Annotated in this window: 21 protein-coding genes; 7 read left to right on the forward strand and 14 right to left on the reverse strand. The window is 46.3% G+C overall.

Annotated elements, in window-relative coordinates:
- The first annotated feature begins 169 nt into the window (after positions 1 to 169).
- Positions 170 to 388, forward strand: a complete 219-nt coding sequence (locus GC093_RS00525; protein ID WP_171649887.1) for a hypothetical protein — start codon at positions 170 to 172, stop codon at positions 386 to 388.
- Positions 389 to 635: 247 nt separating this feature from the next.
- Positions 636 to 2,105 (forward strand): MocR-like pyridoxine biosynthesis transcription factor PdxR, encoded by a 1,470-nt coding sequence (gene pdxR / locus GC093_RS00530; protein ID WP_171649888.1) that lies wholly within the window; start codon positions 636 to 638, stop codon positions 2,103 to 2,105.
- 7 nt (positions 2,106 to 2,112) lie between these two features.
- Here pdxR and GC093_RS00535 read toward each other — a convergent pair whose 3' ends face one another.
- Positions 2,113 to 3,375 carry a Gfo/Idh/MocA family protein gene (locus tag GC093_RS00535; protein WP_171649889.1) on the reverse strand — a complete coding sequence of 421 codons (1,263 nt, stop codon included), beginning with the start codon at positions 3,373 to 3,375 and terminating at the stop codon, positions 2,113 to 2,115.
- Positions 3,376 to 3,666: 291 nt separating this feature from the next.
- Here GC093_RS00535 and GC093_RS00540 point away from each other — a divergent pair, with 291 nt between their 5' ends.
- Positions 3,667 to 4,716: a substrate-binding domain-containing protein gene (locus GC093_RS00540; RefSeq protein WP_246313203.1), complete on the forward strand. Its 1,050-nt coding sequence runs from the start codon at positions 3,667 to 3,669 to the stop codon at positions 4,714 to 4,716.
- A gap of 30 nt (positions 4,717 to 4,746) precedes the next feature.
- On the opposite strand, the gene GC093_RS00545 is transcribed toward GC093_RS00540, so the two are convergent.
- From GC093_RS00545 to GC093_RS00580, 8 genes are all read right to left on the reverse strand, one after another.
- Positions 4,747 to 6,102 (reverse strand): FAD-dependent oxidoreductase, encoded by a 1,356-nt coding sequence (locus GC093_RS00545; protein ID WP_171649890.1) that lies wholly within the window; start codon positions 6,100 to 6,102, stop codon positions 4,747 to 4,749.
- 53 nt (positions 6,103 to 6,155) lie between these two features.
- Positions 6,156 to 7,046 (reverse strand): carbohydrate ABC transporter permease, encoded by an 891-nt coding sequence (locus tag GC093_RS00550; protein ID WP_171649892.1) that lies wholly within the window; start codon positions 7,044 to 7,046, stop codon positions 6,156 to 6,158.
- 26 nt (positions 7,047 to 7,072) lie between these two features.
- Positions 7,073 to 7,975: a carbohydrate ABC transporter permease gene (locus GC093_RS00555; protein ID WP_171649894.1), complete on the reverse strand. Its 903-nt coding sequence runs from the start codon at positions 7,973 to 7,975 to the stop codon at positions 7,073 to 7,075.
- Between the two features lie 165 nt (positions 7,976 to 8,140).
- Positions 8,141 to 9,475, reverse strand: a complete 1,335-nt coding sequence (locus tag GC093_RS00560) for an ABC transporter substrate-binding protein (RefSeq protein ID WP_171649895.1) — start codon at positions 9,473 to 9,475, stop codon at positions 8,141 to 8,143.
- A gap of 98 nt (positions 9,476 to 9,573) precedes the next feature.
- Positions 9,574 to 11,166 (reverse strand): response regulator, encoded by a 1,593-nt coding sequence (locus tag GC093_RS00565; protein ID WP_171649896.1) that lies wholly within the window; start codon positions 11,164 to 11,166, stop codon positions 9,574 to 9,576.
- Positions 11,141 to 12,937 (reverse strand): sensor histidine kinase, encoded by a 1,797-nt coding sequence (locus GC093_RS00570; protein ID WP_171649897.1) that lies wholly within the window; start codon positions 12,935 to 12,937, stop codon positions 11,141 to 11,143. The genes GC093_RS00565 and GC093_RS00570 overlap by 26 nt, the downstream gene beginning before the upstream one ends.
- Before the next feature lie 246 nt (positions 12,938 to 13,183).
- Positions 13,184 to 13,945: an SDR family oxidoreductase gene (locus tag GC093_RS00575; RefSeq protein WP_171649898.1), complete on the reverse strand. Its 762-nt coding sequence runs from the start codon at positions 13,943 to 13,945 to the stop codon at positions 13,184 to 13,186.
- Between the two features lie 87 nt (positions 13,946 to 14,032).
- Positions 14,033 to 14,875 carry an AraC family transcriptional regulator gene (locus GC093_RS00580; protein WP_171649899.1) on the reverse strand — a complete coding sequence of 281 codons (843 nt, stop codon included), beginning with the start codon at positions 14,873 to 14,875 and terminating at the stop codon, positions 14,033 to 14,035.
- Between the two features lie 150 nt (positions 14,876 to 15,025).
- On the opposite strand from GC093_RS00580, the gene GC093_RS00585 reads away from it, so the two are divergent.
- The 4 genes from GC093_RS00585 to GC093_RS00600 all read left to right on the forward strand — a co-directional run bounded on the left by GC093_RS00585 (position 15,026) and on the right by GC093_RS00600 (position 19,499).
- Positions 15,026 to 16,537 (forward strand): sulfatase family protein, encoded by a 1,512-nt coding sequence (locus tag GC093_RS00585; RefSeq protein WP_171649900.1) that lies wholly within the window; start codon positions 15,026 to 15,028, stop codon positions 16,535 to 16,537.
- 606 nt (positions 16,538 to 17,143) lie between these two features.
- Positions 17,144 to 17,938, forward strand: a complete 795-nt coding sequence (locus GC093_RS00590) for a helix-turn-helix transcriptional regulator (RefSeq protein WP_171649901.1) — start codon at positions 17,144 to 17,146, stop codon at positions 17,936 to 17,938.
- A gap of 179 nt (positions 17,939 to 18,117) precedes the next feature.
- Positions 18,118 to 18,303, forward strand: a complete 186-nt coding sequence (locus GC093_RS00595) for a hypothetical protein (protein ID WP_171649902.1) — start codon at positions 18,118 to 18,120, stop codon at positions 18,301 to 18,303.
- Positions 18,300 to 19,499 (forward strand): serine hydrolase domain-containing protein, encoded by a 1,200-nt coding sequence (locus GC093_RS00600; protein WP_171649903.1) that lies wholly within the window; start codon positions 18,300 to 18,302, stop codon positions 19,497 to 19,499. The genes GC093_RS00595 and GC093_RS00600 overlap by 4 nt, the downstream gene beginning before the upstream one ends.
- 251 nt (positions 19,500 to 19,750) lie before the next feature.
- On the opposite strand, the gene GC093_RS00605 is transcribed toward GC093_RS00600, so the two are convergent.
- The 5 genes from GC093_RS00605 to GC093_RS00625 all read right to left on the reverse strand — a co-directional run bounded on the left by GC093_RS00605 (position 19,751) and on the right by GC093_RS00625 (position 25,458).
- Positions 19,751 to 20,572 (reverse strand): Cof-type HAD-IIB family hydrolase, encoded by an 822-nt coding sequence (locus GC093_RS00605; protein ID WP_171649904.1) that lies wholly within the window; start codon positions 20,570 to 20,572, stop codon positions 19,751 to 19,753.
- Positions 20,572 to 21,495 carry an MBL fold metallo-hydrolase gene (locus GC093_RS00610; protein WP_171649905.1) on the reverse strand — a complete coding sequence of 308 codons (924 nt, stop codon included), beginning with the start codon at positions 21,493 to 21,495 and terminating at the stop codon, positions 20,572 to 20,574. Before GC093_RS00610 ends, GC093_RS00605 begins: the two co-directional genes overlap by 1 nt.
- Positions 21,492 to 22,586 (reverse strand): ABC transporter ATP-binding protein, encoded by a 1,095-nt coding sequence (locus GC093_RS00615; protein WP_171649906.1) that lies wholly within the window; start codon positions 22,584 to 22,586, stop codon positions 21,492 to 21,494. The genes GC093_RS00610 and GC093_RS00615 overlap by 4 nt, the downstream gene beginning before the upstream one ends.
- 12 nt (positions 22,587 to 22,598) lie before the next feature.
- Positions 22,599 to 24,245, reverse strand: a complete 1,647-nt coding sequence (locus tag GC093_RS00620) for an ABC transporter permease (protein ID WP_171649907.1) — start codon at positions 24,243 to 24,245, stop codon at positions 22,599 to 22,601.
- A 103-nt stretch (positions 24,246 to 24,348) separates the two neighbouring features.
- A complete protein-coding gene (locus GC093_RS00625) occupies positions 24,349 to 25,458 on the reverse strand; it encodes an ABC transporter substrate-binding protein (RefSeq protein ID WP_171649908.1) in 1,110 nt (369 codons plus the stop codon).
- Between the last annotated feature and the right edge of the window lie 60 nt (positions 25,459 to 25,518).

The raw sequence follows: 25,518 nt of genomic DNA on the forward strand, positions 1-25,518 counted from the left end.
CCTCTGCATATTGTAGTTTGGACTATTCTGTTACTCCCAATCGAACAACCCTCTGCCGTATTGTCTTCTAAGTGGTTGGGACAAATAGTAGCAAAGTGGATGGTTACTCTGGATCCATAGCCTGTTATATTATGATTGTGAAAAAAAGAACACCATGGGGTGAATGATAATGTCTTTGTTGATCTATTATATTTTAATTGCAACTATAATGTTTATAGCTTTGGTTTCAACCATTCTTGTTGGCGTCTCCAAAACAAATAAAGAAGGCAATCCTAACTACGATTCCAAAACAAGAAGCAATTGGTCCAGGCTCTCATGGATCTACATTATCGTTATTTTTCTAGGTTATGTAGCCTTTATTGTGTACATTACAAAATCCAATAGTTGAATAAACCACAAACAACGCTCCGCCTGAACCCAGGCAAGCGTTTTTTTCATCCATACCTCCATTTCCTCCACTTAGAGTCTCATTCACCCGTATCCCCTACCTTATATCAACCACTTTCTATTAACAGGTTAATCTCCAATACCCTTTTGGGTTCACCTTCCGTATATGGGCTAGTTCACCTATATCTCAAAAAGATGATATACTGACTAAGATTTATTCATACTAATAGTGAGTGGTGGTAGCATCCATGTGGAAGCCAGACAGATCCATCAAACAACCCATCTATCAGCAGATTACGGATTATATGGAGCACAGAATTTCTTTCGGAGAATTTCCGCCAGGAAGCGTTCTCCCTTCGGAAAGAAAATTAGCAGATCTGCTAGGAGTAAACCGCAGTACAATTGTACAAGCTTATGAGGAGCTGCGCGCATCCGGTTTAGTGGAGAGCGCCAAAGGAAGCGGAACAAGGGTCAGCATGCATAAATGGGGCATTACGCCTAAGCAAACACCGAACTGGAAGCAATATGCAGAAGGGGGCACTTTCTTACCGAATCTCCCTTTCATACGCCGTATTCGGGAAGAGCTTCGCAATCGTGAATCCATTATCGACTTTGCTAGCGGAGAGCTGTCCCCCGACTTATTTCCAAATGCAATTATTCGTGATCTGCTGCAAAACAAGCCTTTTCAAGAGCATCTCGGCTATGAGGATCCGCAGGGCTTCTCCCCTCTGAGGTCAAGCTTGGTCTCGTTTCTTGAGCAGCATCTACATATACATGCGACGGATTCTTCTATTTTGATCACTTCGGGATCTCAACAATCGTTGTTTTTAATTACGCAATGTTTGCTAAGCCCAGGAGATGCAGTCGCTATTGAAGATCCATCCTATTGTTATTCATTGCCTATGTTTCAGTCCGCGGGGCTTCGTTTATTTCGTTTACCCGTTGATGAGCACGGCATAAATCCGGAAGATATCCTTACGTTATACCGGCGGCACCGGATACGCATGATATTCGTAAACCCGAATTTTCAAAACCCAACAGGAAGCACCCTTACCTTGGAGCGCAGAGTAAGATTATTAGAGATAGCCTCTGAGCTCGGAGTTCCGATTGTAGAAGACGATCCGTTTACTTTAACAGCATTGGATGGGAATCCTCCTCCCACTTTGAAATCGCTCGATACGACCGGCAATGTCTTATATATCGGTTCTCTATCCAAAATCGCAGCCTCGGGCTTACGAATCGGTTGGCTCATTGCTCCGCAAGCTGTTGTTAGCCGATTAACGGACGCCAGACAGCAAATGGATTTTGGCTTGAGCAGCATTCCTCAATGGGTCGCAACCCAATTTATTGAAGAAGGGCATTTTGAAAATCAAATTATTAAGTTACGAGAGGCATTACTTGAAAAAAGAAATGAAATGATTCGAGGCTTACAGCAGCTAATTCAGGAGAATGTGAGCTTCACGCCTCCGCAAGGAGGATTAAATATGTGGTGTAAAATCAACGGCAGCGTGGATGACTTTAAATTGCTCGATGAGGCGATAAAGAAAGGGGTTATTTTTGTACCCGGGAGCGTATACGGATCGGATCACGGTTATATTCGCTTATGCTTTGCAAGACCACAATTGGACGAGATTATGCCGGGTCTGAACCTTCTGAAGGAAGCTTTGCAGCTCCCTTGTCTGGTTCGCAGCAGCCGAATTCCTGCAGCATTTACTTAATATAAAGTTATGCCAACACCTGATTATTTTGCAGCTCTTCGATATAGCTGTCCAAATTTACATTTCGACCCGTCAAGCGGGAATGCTCTGCAGCAAAAGCCATGATATGCCCTCTCGCCGATACCGATGCTGAGGTTTTCCCGTCAAGCTCTTTGCTTTGAACCTGTCTAATAAAATCCCTCATCGTCAGATAGTCCGCTCCACCATGGCCGCCTTCGAATCGCTCTGGACGGATGATTTCCTTGCGTCCAGAAAAATAATTGATCTCAATTTCGTTGTTCTCATGATGACCTCTAATTTCGCCAGCGGTTCCCATAAATTTAAATGTACGCGTATTTTCAGCGGTAAACGCTGACATCGTGAAGGATACCGTTACCTCATTGTCAAAATACATATTGACGACTTGATGATCGACCACATTATTATCGCAGTGAAAGACGCATCTACCGTAAGGTCCTTCTTGTATGGCTTTCATCCGAGCCTCAAGCGTAGGAATCGGGGATACCACCATCGGGAAGCTGTTCGTTTTCTCGTTATGGTAGTGCTTGATAGCCGAGTATGGACACTCATGCTCTACCGCGCAGCCGTCTGTACATCGCTCCGTCGAGCCAGCAGGTGCATTCTCCGGACGGAAGTAGCTCAGCTTGCCATAGGACGACACCTCCAAGCATTTCCCTCCGATAAACCACTGAAGCATATCCATATCGTGGCAGCTTTTTTGCAGGATCATCGAGCTGGTCTCATCCGAGTTACGCCAATTCCCCCTCACAAAGCTGTGCGCCTGATGCCAGAAGCCAACATTTTCTGTCCACTGCACGCTCATGACCTTTCCAATGACTCCTTTATCCAGCACTTCCTTCAAAGCACTATAGTAGGTATCATAACGGGAAACGTGACACACCGATAATATTTGCTGCTTCTTCTCCGCTTCCTCAGCCAACCGTATCGTTTCCAGCGGCTCCGGAGACATCGGCTTTTCAAGCAAAATATGATACCCCTGCTCCAAAGCCTTCATGGCTGGCTCGAAATGCTGTCGATCCTGTGTACAGATCAATAGTACTTCGCATAGCTGGGGCTGCTGAAGCATTTCCTCCCATGAGGTGAACTGCATTTCCGTTGGTATGCTATGCAGGCGGGCAAACAAGGCTCTTCGTTCTTCATCGGGCTCGGCAACCGCTATAAATTGGATTTCATCCGGTCTCTTTAATGCATAAGAGGCATACGCATACATACCTCTCCGTCCCGCTCCAAGCAAAGCCGCTTTAATCATCAAGAACACTCCTTTATTAAAGTAGTTGAAAAATAATCTAAATTTGATCGATTTATTTCATTTTAGTATCAAAGGGAACCCGAAATCTCGTCTTTTCTGAATTCAACCAAAATAAAATGATCAATAATTTTCAATTATGTGATTGATTTTAATCATAAATGTTTCATTTCTAATCGTCAATCTATTATTTTATTGACTTATAAGGACGGCTATGAGCTTGACATCCGACATTATATTCTTTTAAATGTAAAGAGAGTATCTATGAAAAATTTCGATCAAAGGATTGAATAAATGAGAACCAGACATGAACAAATCATGCAGCTACTTAAAACGAATTCTATGATGAAAATAAATGACCTTTGCGAGCAACTCAATGTTTCCCAAGCTACGATCCGCAGAGATCTAACGGAGCTGCGCGAGCAAGGTGTGGAACGTGTAGGAGGCGCTGCTTTTTATAAACAAGCATCTTTTGCATCAAACGATAGCTTAACCGTTGATTCCAGCAATCAAGTCGGATGTATCATTTCGGTCTCGCATAAACATATGCGTCCTTATTTTTTATCCATCCTTGAAGGGATTGAGAAGGGTCTGGCCAACCACGGCTATTCGCTCGCTTTTATGCATAACCTGGATGATATTCAGAACGAAGCTATTCTCGATAGCCTGCTTAAGGAAAGCAAAATTAAGGGAATGATCGTTGTAGAGGGAATTAAGTCTGAAATATATGCTCGAATTAAAAAACAATTCCCAACCATCGTCGGGATTGATATTTCTGACCATACAGTTCCTGTAATCGCATATGATCGGATCAATGCAGCCAAATCGGCTGTACAGCATCTTATTGACCAAGGTCATCAAGCCATCGGTTTTATTGGAGGTGCCGGACTTACTGGAGATTTGGAGCGAGAAAAAAGATACCGGGGATATAAATATGCCCTGCAGGAAGCAGGGCTTGAGCTTGATTCAGAGTGGATCATCAATGCAGGCTGGGATGTAAATGTGAGCTACAGTCGCATGCTGGAGCTGCTTGACAGCAGCAGCCATCGACCCACGGCCATATTCGCGGCCAGCGATTTGCTGGCGATCTCCGCTATGCGGGCGGTGACTGAGAAAGGGCTGCGCATCCCGGAGGATATCGCTTTTATCGGCTTGGATAATATTGAAATTTCCCAATATACCACGCCCCCGCTATCCTCCGTTCACATCCCCAAATACGAGATTGGCATGGCCGCTGCCAAAACATTAGTAGATTATTTAGAAGCAGCCTATACGCTTCCATTTAAGATGCTTATGCCTTACGAAGTTATAGTTCGGGAATCTTCTATTCATTTGAAGAAATAACTAACTTGCCCCCTTTCGTATCCCAACTGTTTAGTGCAAAATAGCACCGTGAGCCAGCAGATCATTTTGCAGCGTTGCCACTGAAAGCTCTCCGGGGGCTAGCCGAAGCTTCACAGAGAGCGCTGCCGCTGTCCCCGCAGCTTCACCCAAAGCAATAGAAATAGACATCACTCGAAGCGAGCTGAACGCCTCGTGGGTCGCGGAGATGCATCTGCCCGCAACAAGCAGGTTCGACACTTTATCCGGCAGCAAGCAGCGGTACGGAATATCGTAGGATGTCCCTTTGTTCAAGTGGACGATATGGGTTCCATTCCCCTGCGGATCATGAATATCGATCATATAATGGGCTTGAGCTACGACATCGTCGAATTGTTTCAAGCCGAGCACATCCTGCTCTGTAAGTGTATAAGCTCCTTTGATCCGGCGGCTTTCCCTAACTCCCGCTTGGCAAGCTACACGCTGCAGATAGCTGTTTTTAAAGCCCGGCATACAATCTCTGAAAAACCGCAGCGCCTCTTCGACCTGATACCTTCCTTCGATCTCGGCGCGCGTCAAATCCTCCACATTGGTCCCGTTAACCTGCTGAATACGGGCCATGTTCAAATAAACCACATCCGGCCTACCGGGAAGCGTCCAGCCGATGGCAATATCCTTGCGTGGGACATTGAATAAGTAGCCTTCCAACTTGGCCTTGGTGACCCTCTCCTCCTGACTCTCGAAGATCATATGGTTCATTCCGCTAATATGACGATTGAACGGCGCTCCCTCGATGGGCTCCACCTCCTTGACCAATTGGTCAGCGTTTACACCGCCCAAAGCGAACATTAACGATACCGGCTGCATGAGGCCATCGCGGGGTCTTCCGATTTCATATGAAACGCCCGCACGTGCACTGACATCCCCATCTCCCGTTGCATCTACGAACGCTTTGGCGCGAATGGCCTGACGGCCGGATTTGCTTTCAACAATGATAGCCTCCAGTCGGTCTCCCTGCATCACTACGTCCGTTACCAGCGTGTGCAGCCGCAGCTCGACACCTGCATCTATCAATGTTTTCATATAATAAAATGCTAATGCATCAGGGTCGAACGGCTCGTAATTATCCGTCTTCAGCAGCGCTCCCTTAAGGTACAACGCCTCCCTTAACTGCTGATAGATCCCGCCGATGATCAATCTCTCTCCGTCATGGAATCCGCTGGCAAAGCCTGCAACCAGACTATTCGTGCCAACGCCTCCAAGAAATCCATAACGTTCGATTAATAGCGTGGTGGCCCCGCTTCTTGCTGAAGCCAATGCAGCCGCAAAGCCGGAAGGCCCCCCACCTGCTACAACCACATCCACCTCACGGACAACCTCGATTTGATGCTGCGGAAATAAAATATTCATACTGTTTCTCTCCTCCTCTTGGATATTATTAGATATTTGGATATTAAATGCACTCAACCCTTTAAGCCCGTATTAGCAATCCCTTCAACAAACCATTTTTGAAAAAAAGCGACCACCGCAATTAAAGGGATCAAAGCGGAGACGGAAGCAGCCATCATCAGCGTATAATCAGTACCATTTTCATCAACGAAATTAGTAAGTCCGATAGGCAATGTGTAGAGATCCTTATCACGAAGAAATATCAGCGGATTCTCATAATCATTCCAATGCCAAGTGAAGGTTAGGATCAGCAAAGCAACCATCGCCGGTTTAGCCAAAGGCAGGCAGATCTGCCAATACATTCTCCAATATCCTGCACCGTCCACCTTGGCCGCCTCCAGAAGCTCGCCGGGAATCGTAATAAAAAACTGGCGCATCAAAAACGTTCCAAACACCGTAAACATGCCGGGCAAAATAATGGACAGATGCGTATTGACCAAGCCCAGATGATCGAAAACAATAAACCGCGGAACCAGTAATACCTGGGAAGGAATGATCATTGTAGCCAGATATAGCAAAAATAACTGATCTCGGCCTTTAAAATTCAGCTTAGCGAATGCAAAGCCCGCCAAGGAGCTGGTGATCAGCGATCCCGCCACAGTCAGGAGAGTAATCTTCGCCGTATTCCAGTAATACAAAAGAAATTGGTATTTACCGCCCCACACGGTCGTATAGTTATCCATGTTCCAGCTGCGCGGAACCCATTCAATCGGATATTTGAATATATCCGCCGGAATTTTGAAGGATGCCGATAGCATCCATAGAAAGGGCGAGACAATCCCAACAGCCAGAACCAGCATCACTATAGTGACACCGAGCTTTGTAATTTTCTGAATAACCGTCTTTTGCTTCCTAAGCACCGTCCTGTCGGGTATCCTTGCTAATTTGCCGCTTATTTCACTCATTATGCTGTGTGCTCCTTTATAAAAATTTAAAAATGCTGTTGCCATTTTTTCTGGCCTCTCCATTGAATGAGGGTGACTATAAAAATGATGATGAACAAAAGCCAGGAAAGCGCCGCCGCATACCCCATTTTGTAATACTGAAACGCTTGCAGATAAATATGGTACGAAATGACCATCGTAGAATTCAACGGCCCACCGTGGGTCATGACGTTAACAACTGCAAACACCTGAAAAGTAGAAATAATCAGCGTTATGGCAATCAAGAAGCTGGTAGGCTTAAGCATGGGAATGGTGATTTTCCAAAACTGGAGGAGTTTATTGGCACCATCGATTGCAGAAGCTTCGAACAGATCCTTGGATATTCCCTGCAAGCCGGCCATATAAAGCACCAGTGTATAACCGATATAAGTCCATGCGACTAATATAATGATAGCGATCAGCGCCCAATCCGGACTCGTCAGCCAACCAGGCGGATGCTCGATCCCGAGCGTACGCAGGAAGCCGTTAATCGGACCCTTGCTCGGATTATAAAGCACGCTCCAAACAATCGAAATGACAACCAAGCTGCTGACATACGGCAGGAAAAACAAGGTTCTCAGCAGGCTTTTCAAGTAAACGTACTGATTCAGGATGACAGCTATCGTCAAGCCAACGGCCATGGAAGCAGGGACAGTGAGCATTGTAAATAAAAAGTTATTTTTGAGCGCGGCAATAAGGTACTCATCCCCCCACATCTTCGCTATGTTGCTTGCACCAGCGAAGGATAAGCCCGCCAAGCCCTTCAAATAATCCCAGTCCGTAAAAATCAAAAAAAAGCTGAATACAAGCGGAAGCACGATAAACACAGCCACTCCCAGCAAATTGGGCAAAATAAACAAATATCCGGCCACATTCTCTCTCAGGAGCTGTTTCCCCATCTTCGATTTCACAATCTGTCACCTCTTCAAGTGTTGTTTAACCTAGATATTAACGGCTAGGCTGGCAAATAAAAACGGAGTATTTATGGCAAAGTCAGGTGTATTTATACACGGGCTTCTTCCCTTAACAAAAAAAAAACACTTAAACTCCAATTGGAATTCAAGTGTTTTCCGGCTTTATTTTTTGGCTGCTTGGATAGCTTGATCAGCCCGTGTTTTGATGGTTTGCATCGTTTTATCGATCGGCTGGACATTCATGAAATATTTTTCCGACTCTTCGGTCAAAATTTTCGTTAATTCCGCGTAAGCTGTTGATTCCACTTGGGCAGGGAATACATATTCCGTCTTCAAGATCTTCTTAAGAGATTCAACATCCATTAACGCGGCAGCATCACCTACGAACAATTCCACCACTTTATCCATATCAGCTTTCTTGTTAGTCGGGATTCTCCCACCAGCAATCATGGCCGTATTTCCTTCGCTTAGGTACCACGCAATGAATTTCATTGCATCTTCCTTATGGGCGCTCTTGCTGTTAATCGACATCAGATCGTTAAATCCGGCTATATTTACTTTTCCGCCCGATTCGAGCTGAGGATTGGATGCGAATGCAACTTTAAAATCACGCGGGAAGTTTTTGGTATCCTTCACATATCGAATCAGGTGCGTTCCGCCCAGAATCATATTTGCTTTACCCGTGAACAATTCACTGTGGGTAGCAAGCTTATTGGATACCGTTTCTGCCCAGCTCACCATGTTTCCTTTGTCGTACAGCTGCTTTTGAAGCTCCAATCCCTTTTGCAGCGATGGACTGTCGAAGTTCGATGATCCCTTGTCGTTATAATACGAGTCTTTGGGCTTGGCTAAGGTTAATGTAATCTTGGGCAAAATTTCTCCGGGAGCCTGGATAAAGCTGCCCTTGGCCTCCCCTTTGGTCAGCCTGCCTGCCAATTTGACATAATCGTCCCAAGTCCATTGATCGGGCAGCTTTTCACCTGCGGACGTTAAGGCTGTTTGATTGATCATCACCATAGAGAGCTGTTTCATAGCCGGCAAATAGAAGGTCGTATTGTTCGACTTGATGATATTGCTGCTTCCTATGATTTCATCAACCTTAAACCCATTCTTGGCAATCAGATCATCCAATGGAGCAGTCATTCCTGCATTCATTCTACGGTTGTAATAGGTTTCTCCATAGCTGATGAAGATGTCCGGGGCATCCGTCTTACTAATCAAAGCCGTATCCAGCTTGGTATTACCGCTGTCGTCATTCACATAACGAATGTATTCGACTTGAAGCTCCGGATTGGCTTTGTTCCAATTAGTGACTACATCCTTGGGCCCGCTCTCTTCAGGCACGCCCCCCCAGATCGTCAGCTTAACCGGTGTCTTCTTTGTTCCCGCTACATCTGAAGAGCTGCTCGCCTTCTCCGAACCGCTGCCGGAGCATCCGCTGAATGCAAGTAATGCAGCTAGTGCTGCGAGCGGTATTCCCTTTCTAATCTTATTCAATTTTAACCCCTCCATCTCATTTTCCTGAAGCTGTTAACATAATAACAATCAGGGGCATGTATCTAAAGAGTGGATTCCTGCATAAATCCGTCTTATTTTTATTTGTTAAAATACTTCCTTTTGTACTCCTGCGGATAAATACCTTCTACCTTTTTAAACAATTTGCCGAAATAGTTGGGATCCGTATACCCGATAGCCTCCGAAACCTCATAGATTTTCATGGCAGGATCTCTAAGCAGCTCTCTGGCCTTCTTCATCCGATGACGAATAATAAAGTCCATTAATGTCTCTCCTGTTTCTTTTTTAAACAGCACACTCAAATAAGCTTCAGTAAATCCGATCACTTTGGCTAAGTCAGACAGCTTGATGGTTGACGTATATTGCTCTTGAATGATTTTGACCACTGCCTGTATTTCAGGTCTCCATTGTTGATTCGAGCATTCCTTCATATACTGAACGTACATCGGGACCCAACCCAGAAACCATCGGTACATATCATCCAATGTTTCAACCGCTCTTACTGCATGAAAGGGATACCGTCCTTTGTAGGGCGGCATGGAGTAAATATCTCCGCCAAGCTCGTGCAGAGACTGCGAAAAAAGATGGATCAGCTTGATCCACTGCTCCTTCAAATCGTCCGGATGCCATTTTCTCTCCCGATCCATCCGTTCGTACAGCTGCTTCACAGCACCGAGCAATGCCTCTTCGTTTCGCTGCTCTATCATCCGCATCCATTCCTCGTTGGGAATGATCGTCTGAATTTCTACGCTCCGCGTATATTGAGCCTGTCGGTAATGAACAATTTGCCCAAGCCCTGTATAGAAGTAATACTGCAGAGCTTTATCGGCTTCCAGATAAGCCGCATGAATCTGATAAACATCTTCGAACGTATTGGAAACTCCGCAGCAGACCGACAGCTTTAAATATTTATAAATGCAATGCTTGATTTCATCCAGAATCGACTCGGAGTAACGATGGAGAAACAAGGTGAATTTGCCATTCTCTAGTTCAATGAGCTCTCCTTCAGCCTCATTCTTCAACAATTCCAGTATGATGTTAGCAACCGAATAGCTGAGCAGCTTTTCGCTTTTGAACTTATCCTCGTCTAAAACCTGTTCATATTGATTAATTTGAATATTTACGATGTGATAACTGCCTGGAACCCTATATCCGAATTCTTGAAAAACCTCATCGATTTCCTTATTGGAGCATTGCTTGGTTATAATCTCGCGGAATCTTTTTTCCCTCGCTTCCTTCTTAAAGACGTTCAGCTTCGTGCTGATTTGCCGGGCTTGGTCCAAACCCTTTCTTTCCTCCCCGATCTGCCGTTTCACAGTCAACAGCTTTTCTATCAACTCCTGCGGCTCCATCGTCAGCTTTAACACATAATCAAGTGCTCCGATTTGAAGCGCCTTCCGCACATAATCGAAATCGTCGTGATTGGATAAAATAAAACTGCGGATATGAGGGTATTTATCCTTCACCTGCTGAAGTAAGGTTAGACCATCCATTTCGGGCATACAAATATCCGTCAATATGATATCGCAGGTGTTATTGTCCAGCAGGTTCATGGCCTCCAGTCCGTTACTCGCCTCTCCTATTAACTCAAACCCTTGTTCCTCCCAAGAAACAAATGTCTTTAGCCCTACTCTTACCAAAAACTCGTCATCCACGATCAGTACCCGAATCATGTTGAATATCCCCCTTCAAGAAAGGTATCCGCACCGTTACAACGACACCCTCCGTCTCCCCACTTTCAATCGTTAAGCCAAAGGCTTCGCCAAAATGCATTTGTAATCGATCATTGATATTATTCAAGCCAATTCCGCTAAATTTGGACGAGGTAAGCTGCTTATCTGCAACCGATTCTGACGATGGCCTCTGATGGATGCCTAACCCATTATCCTTAACGACAATTAGTAAATCCCGGTGTTCTATATACGCTTCGATCGTAATGCTTAGAGGTGACCGATTTCCATGGATGATGCTGTTCTCCACAAGCGGCTGCAAAGTAAATTTCAGAAGCTTAGCCTCAAGCAGTACCTCGGGAACGCGGATATCCAAAGAAACTTCATTGTTAAAACGAACGTTTTGTAAATTGACATAGCTCTGCAAAAAATCCAGCTCTTCTTTCAATATGGTGACTTCTCTGTCATTGTTCATGGCATAGCTCAACAGCTTGCCTAAGGAAGTAATCATTTGGCTAACATGCTCCGCACCCGAGAGGCGGGCCGTCCATTTAATCGAATTTAACGTATTGAACAGAAAATGGGGCTTTACCTGGGCTTGAAGTGCCTGAAACCGCGCCTCTTCTTTTCTTTGCTGCTCTTCCGAAAGACGTTCAATCAGCTTGCGTAGATTAAGAACCATCGCATTAAATTTGTGGCTAAGCGTAGCAATCTCGTCGTTCCCTCTTATATCCGCTATAGAAGCGAAATCCCCGTTGCCCACCTTAACCATGGACCGGTGAAGAATCTTTATCGGCTTGATCACTTTAAACATAACCAGAATAAACAGGATACAGAAAAATAAAAACAGCAGTGTTAACCATAAAATCGATTTATTCCGCAGAGCTTGAAGCTGGCCTGTAAATTGCTTTTGCGGGGTAACGCTGACCAGCTCCCACCCCAGCTGCTTCACCATGCTTTGATTGATGAGATAGCCTGCTCTTGTAGTCGTATCAGGATTTAAAGAGTTCAGGGATAATTGATTGAACAATTCCATGCTACCTAGCATCAGATTATGGTTTTGCATAAGAAACAACTGGTTTGGAGTCATTTGAGCTGATTTATTAACATCTTCATGAGTATCAATCTCGGGCAATACCGCTTGAATAGGCACACCGATAAAAACGATGCCATAGCCTTTACCAGTATCACTTTTAATCAGTCTGGTCATTATAAACAGCTGTGTATTTTGGGGCACATAATCATTTTCAATATTATTCGTGTAGGCAAGCTGCCAAATCGGGGTACCTGTCGCCGTCTGAGTCTGCTGAAACCATGGTTCCTTTTGAAACTCCTGGTAGGATTTCGCTGCATTTCGGCTTGTCCAGGTTGAATACATATGACCTTTGAAGTCGAATACGGCAACATAAGCCTCGTTTTCCAGCAGAAAATCACGGATGTTCGTTATTTTCTTATTAACACCCAAATATTTCTGAAAGGTTGGATAGTCATTAATTTCGATATCGCGATCGTTCCTGATCAAATCCAGAATATCTGGATCATTCACGATCAAATGAGAGGCTTTAACAATACGCTCCGCCGTGGTATTCATTCTCTCTGTTGTTTTCCCAAGAACTTCCGCATTCGTCTGGTTGATCTCAGAGACCAACAGCTCCTTCGAAACTTCATAGTAAACCATAACAGTTATCAATATCGGCAGCATAATAAAAACAACAAAGGAAAGCAGCAGCTTATAGCGTATACTCGACAGAAGCAAAGGAAGCCTCCATTTCATGATTCATCATCCTTACTATTAAAAATAGCAACTGCATAACAGTCGCCATTAAAAGAGTCACAAGCAAACAGAAAATCCTCATCGATTTACCTTCGTAATCTGTATATGATACACCAAAGCACCGCATAAAAACACAGGTGGATTTCGTGCTTTTTCTGGACTAATTTGTGATATGCGAACAACCGCACAGCTTACGCAATGCGGTCAAGCAAAACTGATTTTATGGTTTTATCCGCTGATTACAGTTTAACGCCCCAGCCATCCTCCATCCACTGCCAGCAAGTGGCCATGAACGTAATTGGATGCCTCTGACGCCAGGTACACCACCGTTCCTTTAAAATCATCAGGGTTTCCCCAGCGTTCCGCCGGAATCCGATTCAGTATTTGAGTGCTGCGGACAGGATCATTGATTAGCGCCGTATTCATATCCGTAGCAATGTAGCCGGGAACAATTGCATTTACGTTCACATGATGCTTGGCCCATTCATTTGCCAGAGCTTTGGTCAGCTGGGCTACGCCACCCTTGGCGGCAGCATAGGCCGGAACGGTAATTCCACCTTGGTACGACAGTAAGGAGGCGGTATTAATGATCTTTCCTTTGCCTCTTGGAACCATATAACGCCCGGCTTCCTGGCATAAGAGCCAAACCACCTTCAAATTAATTTGCAGCACATCATCCCAATCAGATTCCAAGAAGTCAACCGAAGGTGATCGGCGTTGAATTCCGGCATTATTGACCAATATATCGATGGTTCCGAACTGATCCACCACATTCGGTATGGCGGCCTTCACTTGCGCTGTATTTTCTAAGTCACATGGAATAATCGCGCATTTTCTTCCAAGGCCTTCAATCTGCTCCTTCAGCTCCAATTGGTCGGGTGATCTTTGAAGTAAAGCAATATCTGCACCTGCTTCTGCAAGCGCCATAGCCATGGAGCGCCCGATTCCTCGCGTTGCCCCTGATATAGCAGCTACCTTGCCTTCCAGATCAAATAAATGATGTCCCATATTTCCAGTCTCCTTTTATTAGGGATGAAAGAGCATTTGCACTCGTTCCCTTAATAATACATGAACGTAGTTCAACTAGTTAATCCTTTATTTAATCCACTGACTTGGTGAACAGCCAAAATATTTTTTGAAGGCCCGTGAAAAGGAATACAGATCGGAATAGCCTACTGAGAGAGCAATCTCTGTAATGGATAAGGAGGCTTCACTTAACATGGCAGCGGCCTTGTCCATTCTCATACGTAGTACGTATTGCTGAGGTGAAGCTCCCATCTCCCTTGTGAATAACGATGTGAAATGGGAGCGGTGCACCCCGGCTGTCGCGGCTAGCTCCACGATACTTAGAGGTTCAGAGAAATGCAGCCGCAAGTAGGCCCCCGCCGTTTTCACCCAGCTTTTACGCTGCCTTTCCTTGGCATGGAGGGGCTCTTCTGGAGGCTCCATCAAGCTTGCAAAAAGCTGCAGCAGCCGAACTTGCCTTTGAATTGGCTCTGACTGATCCGTTAGCAGCAAATCGATTAAAGTCCTCAGCTGGTGTGTCGTTGAACGATTCATTCGATTTCTCGTGTAGGGTGTATTCCTATTAATGCCCATGCAGGACAGCAGCTCAGGAACCTGTCTCCCGTCCAGCGTCAGCCAAATCATTTCGAGCGATTCAGAAGCAGGCTGGATCCCATAGACATAAGAAATGCCAGGCAGCAGACAAAATATATCGTGTTTGTGCAGCAGCACCTGTCTTCCCTCGTATTCCAATTTGAGCTTGCCCTTTAGAATAAAATGAAAGCCAAAGCAATCAATCACTTTGGGGCCGATGACATAATTAGGCTTCGCTCTATTCCCGCCCGCTCGCACCAACCACAGCTCACCTGCCCGCTCCAAGGCATTAGGCACATTCAACCAAATATCAGCAAACTCATTCGCATACTCCTGCATGCCTTCCTTACCCCCGATTAAATAGGACTGCCATCAAAACACAACATAATGCCAAATACATTCCATCATTCCTGTATCCTATCAGCTCAGATATACTGGGATCATAAAAGTAATTTTATTCTACCACGACTATGATAGGAGTAAAACAATATGAGTAAACCCAACATTCTGCTGATCACTAGCGATCAACAGCACTGGAACACAATAGGCGCATTTCAGTCCGAGGTATCTACGCCAAATCTGGACCGGCTTGTAAGGGAAGGTACTACCTTCACACGAGCCTATTGCCCCAATCCAACCTGCACGCCAACCCGCGCATCCATCATTACAGGAATGTATCCGAGTCAGCATGGAGCTTGGACACTCGGTACCAAGCTTCTCGAGGATCGTCACACTATCGGCGAGGATTTCAGCAATGCCGGTTACCGTACATCACTTGTCGGCAAAGCGCATTTTCAGCCGCTGAAAAGCACGGAAGCCTACCCTTCCTTGGAATCATATCCTATACTGCAGGATTTAGAGTTCTGGAAAACACATCATGGCCCATTCTATGGCTTTGACCATGTAGAGCTGGCGCGCAACCATACTAATGAGGCTCACGTTGGGCAGCACTATGCTCTATGGATGGAGGAGAAGGGCTGTACCAATTGGCGAGATTACTATGTGGCCCCGACCGGTACAATGGATCCATCCCTGTTGCATAAATGGCCCATCCCAGAGGAGTTCCATTACAATACATGGATTGCGGAGCGTACAGGGGCGCTTCTGGAGCAGTATAAGCAAGAGGATGCCCCTTTCTTTCTGTGGTCAAGCTTTTTCGATCCGCATCCTGACTATCTGGTGCCTGAGCCGTGGGATACGATGTATGATCCTGAGCAGCTAACGATACCCGTTGTGACGCCTGGCGAGCATGATCAGAATCCCCCCCATTTTGGAATGACACAGCAGGATGATCCAGATTTTAACCATTTGAAGGAATCGGGCTTTGGTATCCATGGGTATCATTCTCACACGAAGCTTTCTGAATATGACCGTAAACAGATTGTGGCGACCTATTATGGGATGATCAGTATGATGGACAAATATATCGGCAGTATTCTGGATAAACTCGAAGATCTCGGGCTAGCCGACAATACTATCGTTGTCTTTACTACCGACCATGGCCATTTCTTCGGCCAACACGGCCTACAATATAAAGGAGGATTCCACTATGAGGATTTGATAAAAGTCCCATTTATCGTCCGCTATCCAGGACAAGTACCAGCAGGTCATCAGTCTGAGGCCATTCAGTCGCTTGTCGATCTGGCCCCTACCTTCCTTAGCTTCGCCGGATTGGATGTCCCTTACTCCATGAGCGGGATAGATCAGAGCAAGGTATGGCGAGGGCTTGATTCGCAAGCCAGAGATCATGCCCTATGCGAATTCCGGCATGAGAAGACGACCATTCACCAAAAAACCTATATCGATAAACGTTACAAAATAACCGTGTATTATAATCAAACCTATGGTGAAATTTTTGATTTACAGGAGGATCCTGGAGAAATTAATAACCTGTGGGATGCTCCAGCCTCAGCCAGCTTGAAGACAGAGCTGCTGCTGAAGTATGCATGGGCGGAGCTTGGGAAAGAGCCCTTGGCTATGCCGAGAATATGGCATGCTTGAGAATATGAAGAAGACCAGAGGACAGCTGTCCTCTGGTCTTTCTTCGTAAGTAGTTAATCGGAGCTTCAGGAAGAAATAAGTATAGTAGAATTAGGCGGTTCCCTCCATATGAAATATATGGTAATATTAATGCGAACGATTGTTCTGTATAAAAAATGGATATTAAATTATTTATTTAACCGAATAAACGGGCTCATCCTCAAAATCAGTGCTTGCCCCCTCCTCCGATCATCTGCCTGTACAATATCCTGCAATTATGCAGTTATTTTCTGCGGAATTTGCTGGTTGAGAGGAAAAAACTACGAAAGTACAGCAATTTTCACTTATAACGATCCGGGTTCAGCTAATAATGAAAAAGAGATGCACATTTGGCATGAATTCACGAAGACTGCGATAAATCGGCCCAATACCTGTATAGATGCAGGTTTTCGGGTTTGGCCATGGCTTCGAATAATGTTTTTCGCCCCCATTGCCCTTCAAAAGGTCTTGCCAAACGCTGAGCTAAGAAGGGAGCCAAAATCGAATGTCTTCGTCAAGCGCTGATATCGGTTTTGAGCCCATAAACGAGTCAGAAATGTTAAATGATGAAAGGATGGTGTAGGAACGGTGACTGAACGGTATTCAGAAATAGACGCGGTGATCGAATATATTCATCAAAGCATCTATGAACCGCTTTTGCTTGCCCGATTAGCCAGATATGCGGGCTATAGTCCGTACCATTTCAGCCGCATTTTCAAAGAAAGAATCGGTCTTTCACCTCTATATTATGTGTCTTCCCTTCGATTGCAAAAGGCAAAAGACTTGCTGCTGCGCACAAATCTCACGGTTCGCGATATCGGATTAGAGATCGGACAACAGAGTCTGGGAACCTTCACCACCCGATTTACCGAACGGGTAGGCGTGACACCATCCGACTTTCGGAACTCTACGCTGCAAGCCGACAATCACCTGCATTCTTTACAGAAGCTTAGCGATTGGCGCAAGTTGCAGCCTGCCTCGCATCAATACTCAAGAATAGAGGGAACCATCCAAGCAGAGATTCCTTTTGAGGGTGTCATTCTGATAGGCTTGTTTGCCAAGCCTATCCCTGAAGGACTTCCTCTTTACGGAACGCTGCTTTCTTCTTTGGGGGATTTTTGTTTTACAGGCGTTAAGCCTGGCACCTATTACTTGATGGGTACATCAGTCTCGTGGGGGACGCTGGCTGTGGACTTTCTGCTTCCACACACAACCCTACGCACCCGAACGAAGGAGCCCATCATAGTCGGACCCTATTCCTCAGTCCTGCATCGGCAAGTTATGCTCCACGTTCCTCGCATAGATGATCCTCCAATCCTGATTTCCCTGCCCGTGCTGATGAAGAAGTTCCTCAATGAGATTGCCCAGCATAGCAATCGATAAGAAACCATAACCAATACTGCATGCTAGAATAGGGGGGATCTTAGAATCATTCATAAAAGCGGAATCCTAGTTGACAAAGAAAGGAGAATTCGTTAAGAACCTAGCCACACCGTGCATCGATCACCAAGATCAGGATGTATAGCTTGATCGGCAATTTAACTAACAAAGGAGCCATCACTATGGGAATAGTTCTGTTAGATCTAACAATGTCATGGAGGGATTTTATCACTGGGCCGGATGATAACGTAGAGTGGCTCCAAAGCATGATACTGGGCGAAGAAACCAACGATCAGCACATGGGCGAAGCACAAGACCAAGGCGGCCAGCAAGGGCCGATGAGACAGAACGGAGGGATCAGGCGATGAGTACCGGAGGTTTGTCTCAGGAGCGGCTCGGCCGCATGCACGACGTCATGGCCGGTTATGTCGAGCGCGGCGAAGTGCCTGGCCTTGTTACGTTAGTCAGCCGAAGCGGTGAGGTTCATGTCGATGCGATCGGAATGCAGGCGATCGGCGGCAGCGACCCGATGCGCCGAGACACCATCTTCCGCATCGCTTCGATGACCAAGCCGATCACCGCTGCGGCAGCGATGATCTTGGTCGAAGAATGCAAGCTGCGGCTGGATGATCCGGTCGATCGGCTGCTTCCCGAGCTGGCCAACCGCAGGGTCTTGAAACGGCTCGATGGGCCACTCGACGACACCATGCCCGCCAATCGGCAGATCACCTTGCGCGATCTGCTGACCTTTCGCTTGGGAATCGGGGCTATAATGGCTCCCCCCGACCAGTACCCGATTCAGAAGGCGATAGCGGAAGCAGGCCTCGCCCCTGGGCCGAACCCGCCTCAGCAATCGCCTGATGAATGGATGAAGCGCCTCGGCAATCTGCCGCTGATTCATCAGCCGGGCGAGGTGTGGATGTACCATACCGGCTCCGACATTCTGGGCGTGCTGATCGCACGTGCTGCTAACCAGACGCTGGAGGAGTTCTTCAGCGAACGCATCTTCGAGCCGCTCGGAATGAAGGACACCGGGTTTCACGTACCGGCCGAGAAACTGAAAAGGCTGCCGCCAAGCTACATGACCCAGCGTGTAACCGGAGCACTCACGCTCCATGACGATCCCAATGACAGCCGATGGGGTCACCCGCCCGCCTTTCAATCCGGCGGAGGTGGGCTCGTCTCGACTCTAGACGACTATCTGGCCTTCTGTCAGATGATGCTGGGCAAAGGCCGGTACGGCCGCGAACGTATCTTGTCTAGGCCGTCGGTCGAGCTCATGACCACCGACCATCTGACACCTGAGCAGAAAGCGGAGGCAAGCATCTTCTTCGACGACAAAAGCAGCTGGGGGTTCGGCGTTGGAATCACTACGCGGCGCGACAGTCTAGCAACGGTTCCTGGACGGTTCGGCTGGGATGGCGGTGTAGGCACATCAGCGTACTCGGATCCCAAGGAAGACATGGTCGGGATTCTGATGACCCAGCGCCTTATGGATTCTCCCCTTCCTCCCAATGTCTTTGTCGATTTCTGGACCTCTGCTTACCAGTCCGTCGATGATTGAGGCATCACATATAACGATACTGCTACTTGCAAACTCACCCAAGTTTGTGCATTCGGGGATTCGAGTACTGTCCTCATGCACCATTACTGTGGCCGGAAGTAATTCGCTTGCAGGGCAAAACAGCAGTTCAAGGTATTATCCTTGAGCTGCTGTTCTAGTTTCGGCATCAGAGTTGCTGTTTAGTATCATTGCCTGCGCTTTGCTCTATACATCAGCTGCCCTTTTCTTAGGCATACCCTCTGCTCGTAAGATTACCGAGTTATCTTATCCAAGCAATATTTCTGTATCACTTCCGCAACAGCATCCTCAAGATGTGTTTTGGCTATATACTGCGCATGCGCTTTGAGCTCAGGATGTGCATTCCCGACGGCTACTCCCAACCCGGCTGTGCGTATCATTTCTAAGTCGTTTAAATTGTCACCGATCGCGATCACTTCCTGCATTTCGATTCCGAGCCGGTTAACAAGCATTTTTAAAGCCTGCCCTTTGGACACCGACCGGGGCAGCACCTCCAAATATGTCGGCTCTGAACGCACCAATTCGCAGTACACTCCCATTAAAGGTTTTAACTTTTCCATTATTTGGTAAAAATTGCAATTTTCTTTTATTATCAATATTTTATTGACATCGCTCTGCCTCAAGAAATCCGGGGTATCCCAGCTATGACATTGCACCCTATCCTTGCTCATATATTCCTCGATAGGCTGCGTAATTTCTTTGACCCATATCTTCCTGTCAGCGTAAAAAATCATATCATGCGGTTGATCCTCAATCAATTGAAGACATCTGTCAATTACATCTTGCCTAAGACTGGCTTCAAAATAACATTGCTCCGTGTCAAAATCGACGATCTTACCGCCGTTGTATAAGATGACCGGATGATGAATATCCAACTCCATCGCATATGGGTACGCAGCCTCTTCTACCCGGCCGGTTGCAAGCGTAACGATCCCACCCTGCTGTTGAAAAGCGTTGATCATTTCCTTGTTCCGCTCACTGATCTTTTGCTGCAAATCCACCAGCGTCCCGTCAATATCGGTGACGACCATGCGGTAGCGTTGTTCGGACGGCATTATTTCAATTCAATCCTTTCCAGAGCGAGCGGTAACCTAGATGCAAGATAGATTGTACCCGGCTGAGAGCCTGTAACATATAACATGCTTTCCGAGGCTTGCGCAATCCGGTTCCACTCATCCCGAAACCGTTCGTATTCCGTGTCATTATTTGTTATTAATAACCAGTCTGGCGACAGCAGCCTCAGCAGCTGCTCGTTCCATCCATCTGCCATGCCGTGATGGCCAACCTTAAAACCGCAAGGCCGCAGCTGCTCGCGATCCATAATTCGTTCCCAGTTCGACAGCAGTGCATCCCCTCCGAATAAAAACAGCTGACGGCCATCTGTCTCTTCAAACAGCCAAACGCTGCTGTCCCGGTTCGATGATGCATCAAAGGCTACCAGCAGCTCCTCTTGTAACTCCGCCTCCAAGTGAGAAGAACACAACTGTTGAAGATTACCGTAGGCTGGCAAATCACTTATATGCAAAGGATCTAGATGCCGCAGCACAAATTGACCAAACCTCCAGGAAGCAGTCTCCCCAAAAGGCTGACGCAAAGAAACCACTGTTTTTTGCAGGATAAGCAGCTCCCATAATTGATTGTAATCATTTAACATTCGAGCGGTTTGAATGGCTTGCGGATGCTGCATTTCGCTCAAATCAAGCGCTAGCTGCGGATAAGGCAGAACGGACTCCACTATAGGAATATGCTCCGCCACCTCAAGCAAGCCTGTCAGATGATCAGGATGAAGATGGGTTAGAATCATCAAGTCGATCTGCTTCCAGCCTCTTTCCTGCGCGAAACGATACGGCCTAACGGACTCATGGAAGAATTGGTCCCCTCCGTCGATAAGAACAACAGCGACTCCATCGTCCGTAGGAATTTCCAGAAAAAAAGCGTCCCCCCGCCCAACATTCAGCGCATACAATACAGGTCTCATGATTGCTCACCAATTAACATGTGTATTTTCTTTTTGTCCAGAACAAGGTCGACTTGCCCTTCCAAATATCCGCGAACGCTGGGACTGGAATCATCAATGATCCACTGCATAGAACCGGCCTCTGCCCAATATCTGATCATTCGTCCAAGAAAGCTGCTCCTTGTAATGACCCCGCTCCATACATTGTCGCTGGTTCCATGGCTGCCTTCCCCGGGTAAAACAGAAATGCATTCCGGTCTTATAACCAGTGTCACCTTATCGCCTTGTTTTGCCGAATAACCGGTTTTATCCACTCTGATCACCATATCAGCACATTTGACAATAAAATCCTGAGCCTCGACTCCAACCACTTCACCGTCCAGAAAGTTCGCCACGCCTACAAAATCGGCTACAAACTTATTATTAGGCTTGAAGTAAACTTCCCATGGAGTACCAACTTGATAGATGGTCCCTTTGTTAAACACAGCGATTCGGTCCGACAACGACAGAGCCTCATCCTGGTCATGAGTTACGAAAATAGCGGTTATACCGGCTCGCTGCTGCATCTCTCTGATATCGTTCCTTACTTCGACGCGCATTTTGGCATCCAGATTGCTTAAAGGCTCATCCATCAGCAAAATGTTTTGTCCTATGATCAACGCCCTTGCGAACGCGACCCGCTGCTGTTGTCCCCCGCTCATCTGCTTCGGATACCTGTGCTCCATCCCCTGCAATCCGAACATATCGAGCATCGTTTCGACTTTTTCCTTTATCTCATTTGGAGGCATCCTTTTCAGCTTCAAGCCGTAGGCAATATTCTCAAAAACGGTCATGTGGGGAAAAAGCGCATATTCTTGAAACACGAGCGGAGTGTTTCTTTTGTACACCGGCGTGCCGTTCACTTTATTCCCTTCGATGTAAATGGATCCCGAGTCAGGCTCGTGGAAACCGGCTATCAGCCTCATCAGCGTCGTTTTGCCACATCCGCTTGGTCCGAGCAGCGTAGTAAAGCTGCCTTTTTGTATGTCCAGTGATACATTATTGATCGCCTTGAAAGCTCCGAACTGCTTCGTTACATTTTCAATTTTGATAATCGATTTCTCTGCGCTCATCATTTGCCTCCGTTATAACCCAATGGATTTATCCTTTTCTTTCATAAAAAGCCGGGCTATGGCCAATACAGCGAATGCGATGGAAATAAGGACAACCGTAAACGCCGATGCGCTGCCCCAAGCGCCATTCTGCACAAGGCCTAGAATAGATACAGTCCCGACCGAAGTACCTGCCGAATAAATAAATATGATGACGCTTAAGCAAGTCACCGATCGTAAGAATGAAAGTACAAGTCCCGAAAGAAAAGGTCCTCTAAGCAGGGGAAGCAGGATGTTCTTGAAGGTTCTAAAATTGCCGGCACCCATATTAAGCGATGCCTCCTCCAGAGAGCTTCCAATCTGCTGCAGTCCTGCAAGACTGGCGCTATAACAGGTCGGCAAATTCCAGAACATCAATGCAAGTATCATAATGGTGGAAGTCCCCGTGAGCACAAGCGGCCCTTCGTTAAAAGCAACAGCGAAACCGAGTCCCAGAAATACCCCAGGAACAGCTCCAGGTAAAATAGCCAGAAAATCCAGAAGACGATTGATCCCGATCTGCCTTCTTTGCACGATATATGCCAACGGTAACGAAAACAACGCAGCTGCAATTGAGGAAATAAGAGCGAACTTGATGCTGTTGAACATTTCCTTTCCCTTAGCGAACACATAGTTCATATTGTTCAGAGTGAACGACCAGTCATATCCCCATGTTTTCGTAAACGCACCATAGAACAGCACCCCATAGACTGCTAAAATAACAATCGTAACGAACAAACAGAAGGAGAACAAACCCCATTTTATATATAAAGGGACAGGATACGGCTCTAAGGATGTTTCTTTACCGGTGACGGTTACATAGGAGCGTTGTCCTACCCAATTTCTGTTCAGGATAAACAGGCCAAGCGCCGGAACTAGTAAAGCCGTTGACAGCATCGCTGCCGAAGGCAAATCGAATAATCCGGCCATCTGCATATAAGCCTCTGTAGGAAGAAGCGAATAATTTCCTCCGATAATCATCGGGTTGCCGAAATCAGCCAGCACATTCATGGCGGCAATTAGTGCCCCACCTGCAATCCCTGGCCTGCATAGCGGAAAAAACACATCCTTAAACACTTGCCAGCGCGTTGCGCCCAAGTTATAGGCGGCATACTCCAGGTTCGTTGGGCCTGCTTTCAGAACCCCGTTAATAACAGCATAAGCATACGGAAAAAATGTAATCGTCTGAACAAGCCATAACCCGTGCCAGCCGTAAATATCGATATTAACATGCAGCACATGCTTGGAAATGATCCCCTGCCTGCCGAATAAAAGAATGTACGACAGTGCTACGATAAAAGGAGGAGAGACGACCGGCAAAAGGGTAATAAAGCGGAAAAGTCCTTTGAGCGGAATATTCAGCCTTGTAATGGCGTATGCAAAAAGAAAAGCGACTACAGTGCAGGAAATGGTTGAAATCAGCGTCATGAATAAGCTGTTTAACGCTGCATGATACCAACGTGAATTGCTGAACAGGTTTAAGTAATCATTCCATCGCGGGAAGCTAATCACTTTTATGATAGGCCAGCATACAAAATAAACGGTGATGATGATAATCGCTACTATAAGGATAGCCAGAAGCGGCTCATGCTTTAATCGTTTCATATCGGCCCATGCTTCTTTAACAGCACGTGAGGTCAAGGCAGGTCACACCTTTCCATTGCTAAGTTTGCCTGTGCGGTACGAGAGGTGCTTTCCCCGCACAGACAAGTCAGCAATAAGCTTTCTTTGGTGGTAGGTCTTGCTATTTTTTGCCGGTCATTTCAGTGAACTTCTTAACAACGTCCGCTTTCATTTGGGAAGCCTTATCTCTATCATATTTCACTAGCTTAACATCCTCGATTTTGATCATACCTTCTGGAGGCGCAACGTCTTTTCTAACGGAATAACGGTTCGATAATTTCGTATTCATCTCTCCGACCGGCTTGGTTAACAGCCAGTCAATGAACTTCTTCGCATTTTCAGTGTTAGCTCCACCTTTTACAATACCTGCTCCACCGATTTCAAAAGCGGTTTGCTCTGGAACGATAACTTTGATCGGATAGCCTTGTTTAGCGGATTTAACGATGTCATGCGACCAAGACATTCCAGCCACAAATTCTCCTGTAGCGGTAAGATTAATGCCATCTCCAGCAGCAGGGGTGTAATGATGAACATTGTCATTGAGCTTTTTCAAGTAATCCCAGCCTTTTTCCTCGCCCAATCTGAACAGCTGATCTGCTACAAAAATGTATCCTCCTCCAGCCGTTGCCGGATTGGACGTTATGAATAAGCCCTTATAAGCTGGATCAAGCAGATCATCCCATGTTTTCGGTTCTTTGATGCCTTTCGGTTCAAACTCTTTAGTGAATCTGTCCTTATTCAGCACGATGCCAAGCACACCCATGTACCATCCTTGCCAGAAGCCTTTCGGATCATTAAACTGGGCATCAAGCTCTTTGGCGTTCGGTGAAGAATATTTCTCAAGTAAGCCTTGGGATGCTAGGGGTTCATAAAATTCAACAGAACCGCCCACAAATACATCCGCTTTGGGAGAAGCTTTTTCAGCCTGAATTCGTGTGCTTGCCTCTCCGGCTCCGCTTAAACGTAGGTATTCGATTTCAATGCCGGTGTCTTCTTTAAACTTTTTTTGAATTTGCACAATATCATCTTCATTCAGAGCGGCGTACACGGTCAGCTTTTTGGATGCTGAGGGGGTATCTTTGGGTGCTTCTTTGCTAACCGTATCCGCTGCTTTCGGAGCAGAAGCCGTGGTCTGACTTCCCCCGTTTGTTCCACTTGTTCCGCATCCGGTCAACGCTACAATACTGACGAGCATTAAGGCAGTTACTGAACCAATCCATTTTTTTAACACGGTTTGTTCCTCCTTGTTTTTGCCCAAAGGGCTTTGGGTTGAAAATGCCGGATAGCTTAA

It is taken from the genome of Paenibacillus foliorum (genome assembly GCF_013141765.1).
GTDB lineage: Bacteria > Bacillota > Bacilli > Paenibacillales > NBRC-103111 > Paenibacillus_S > Paenibacillus_S foliorum.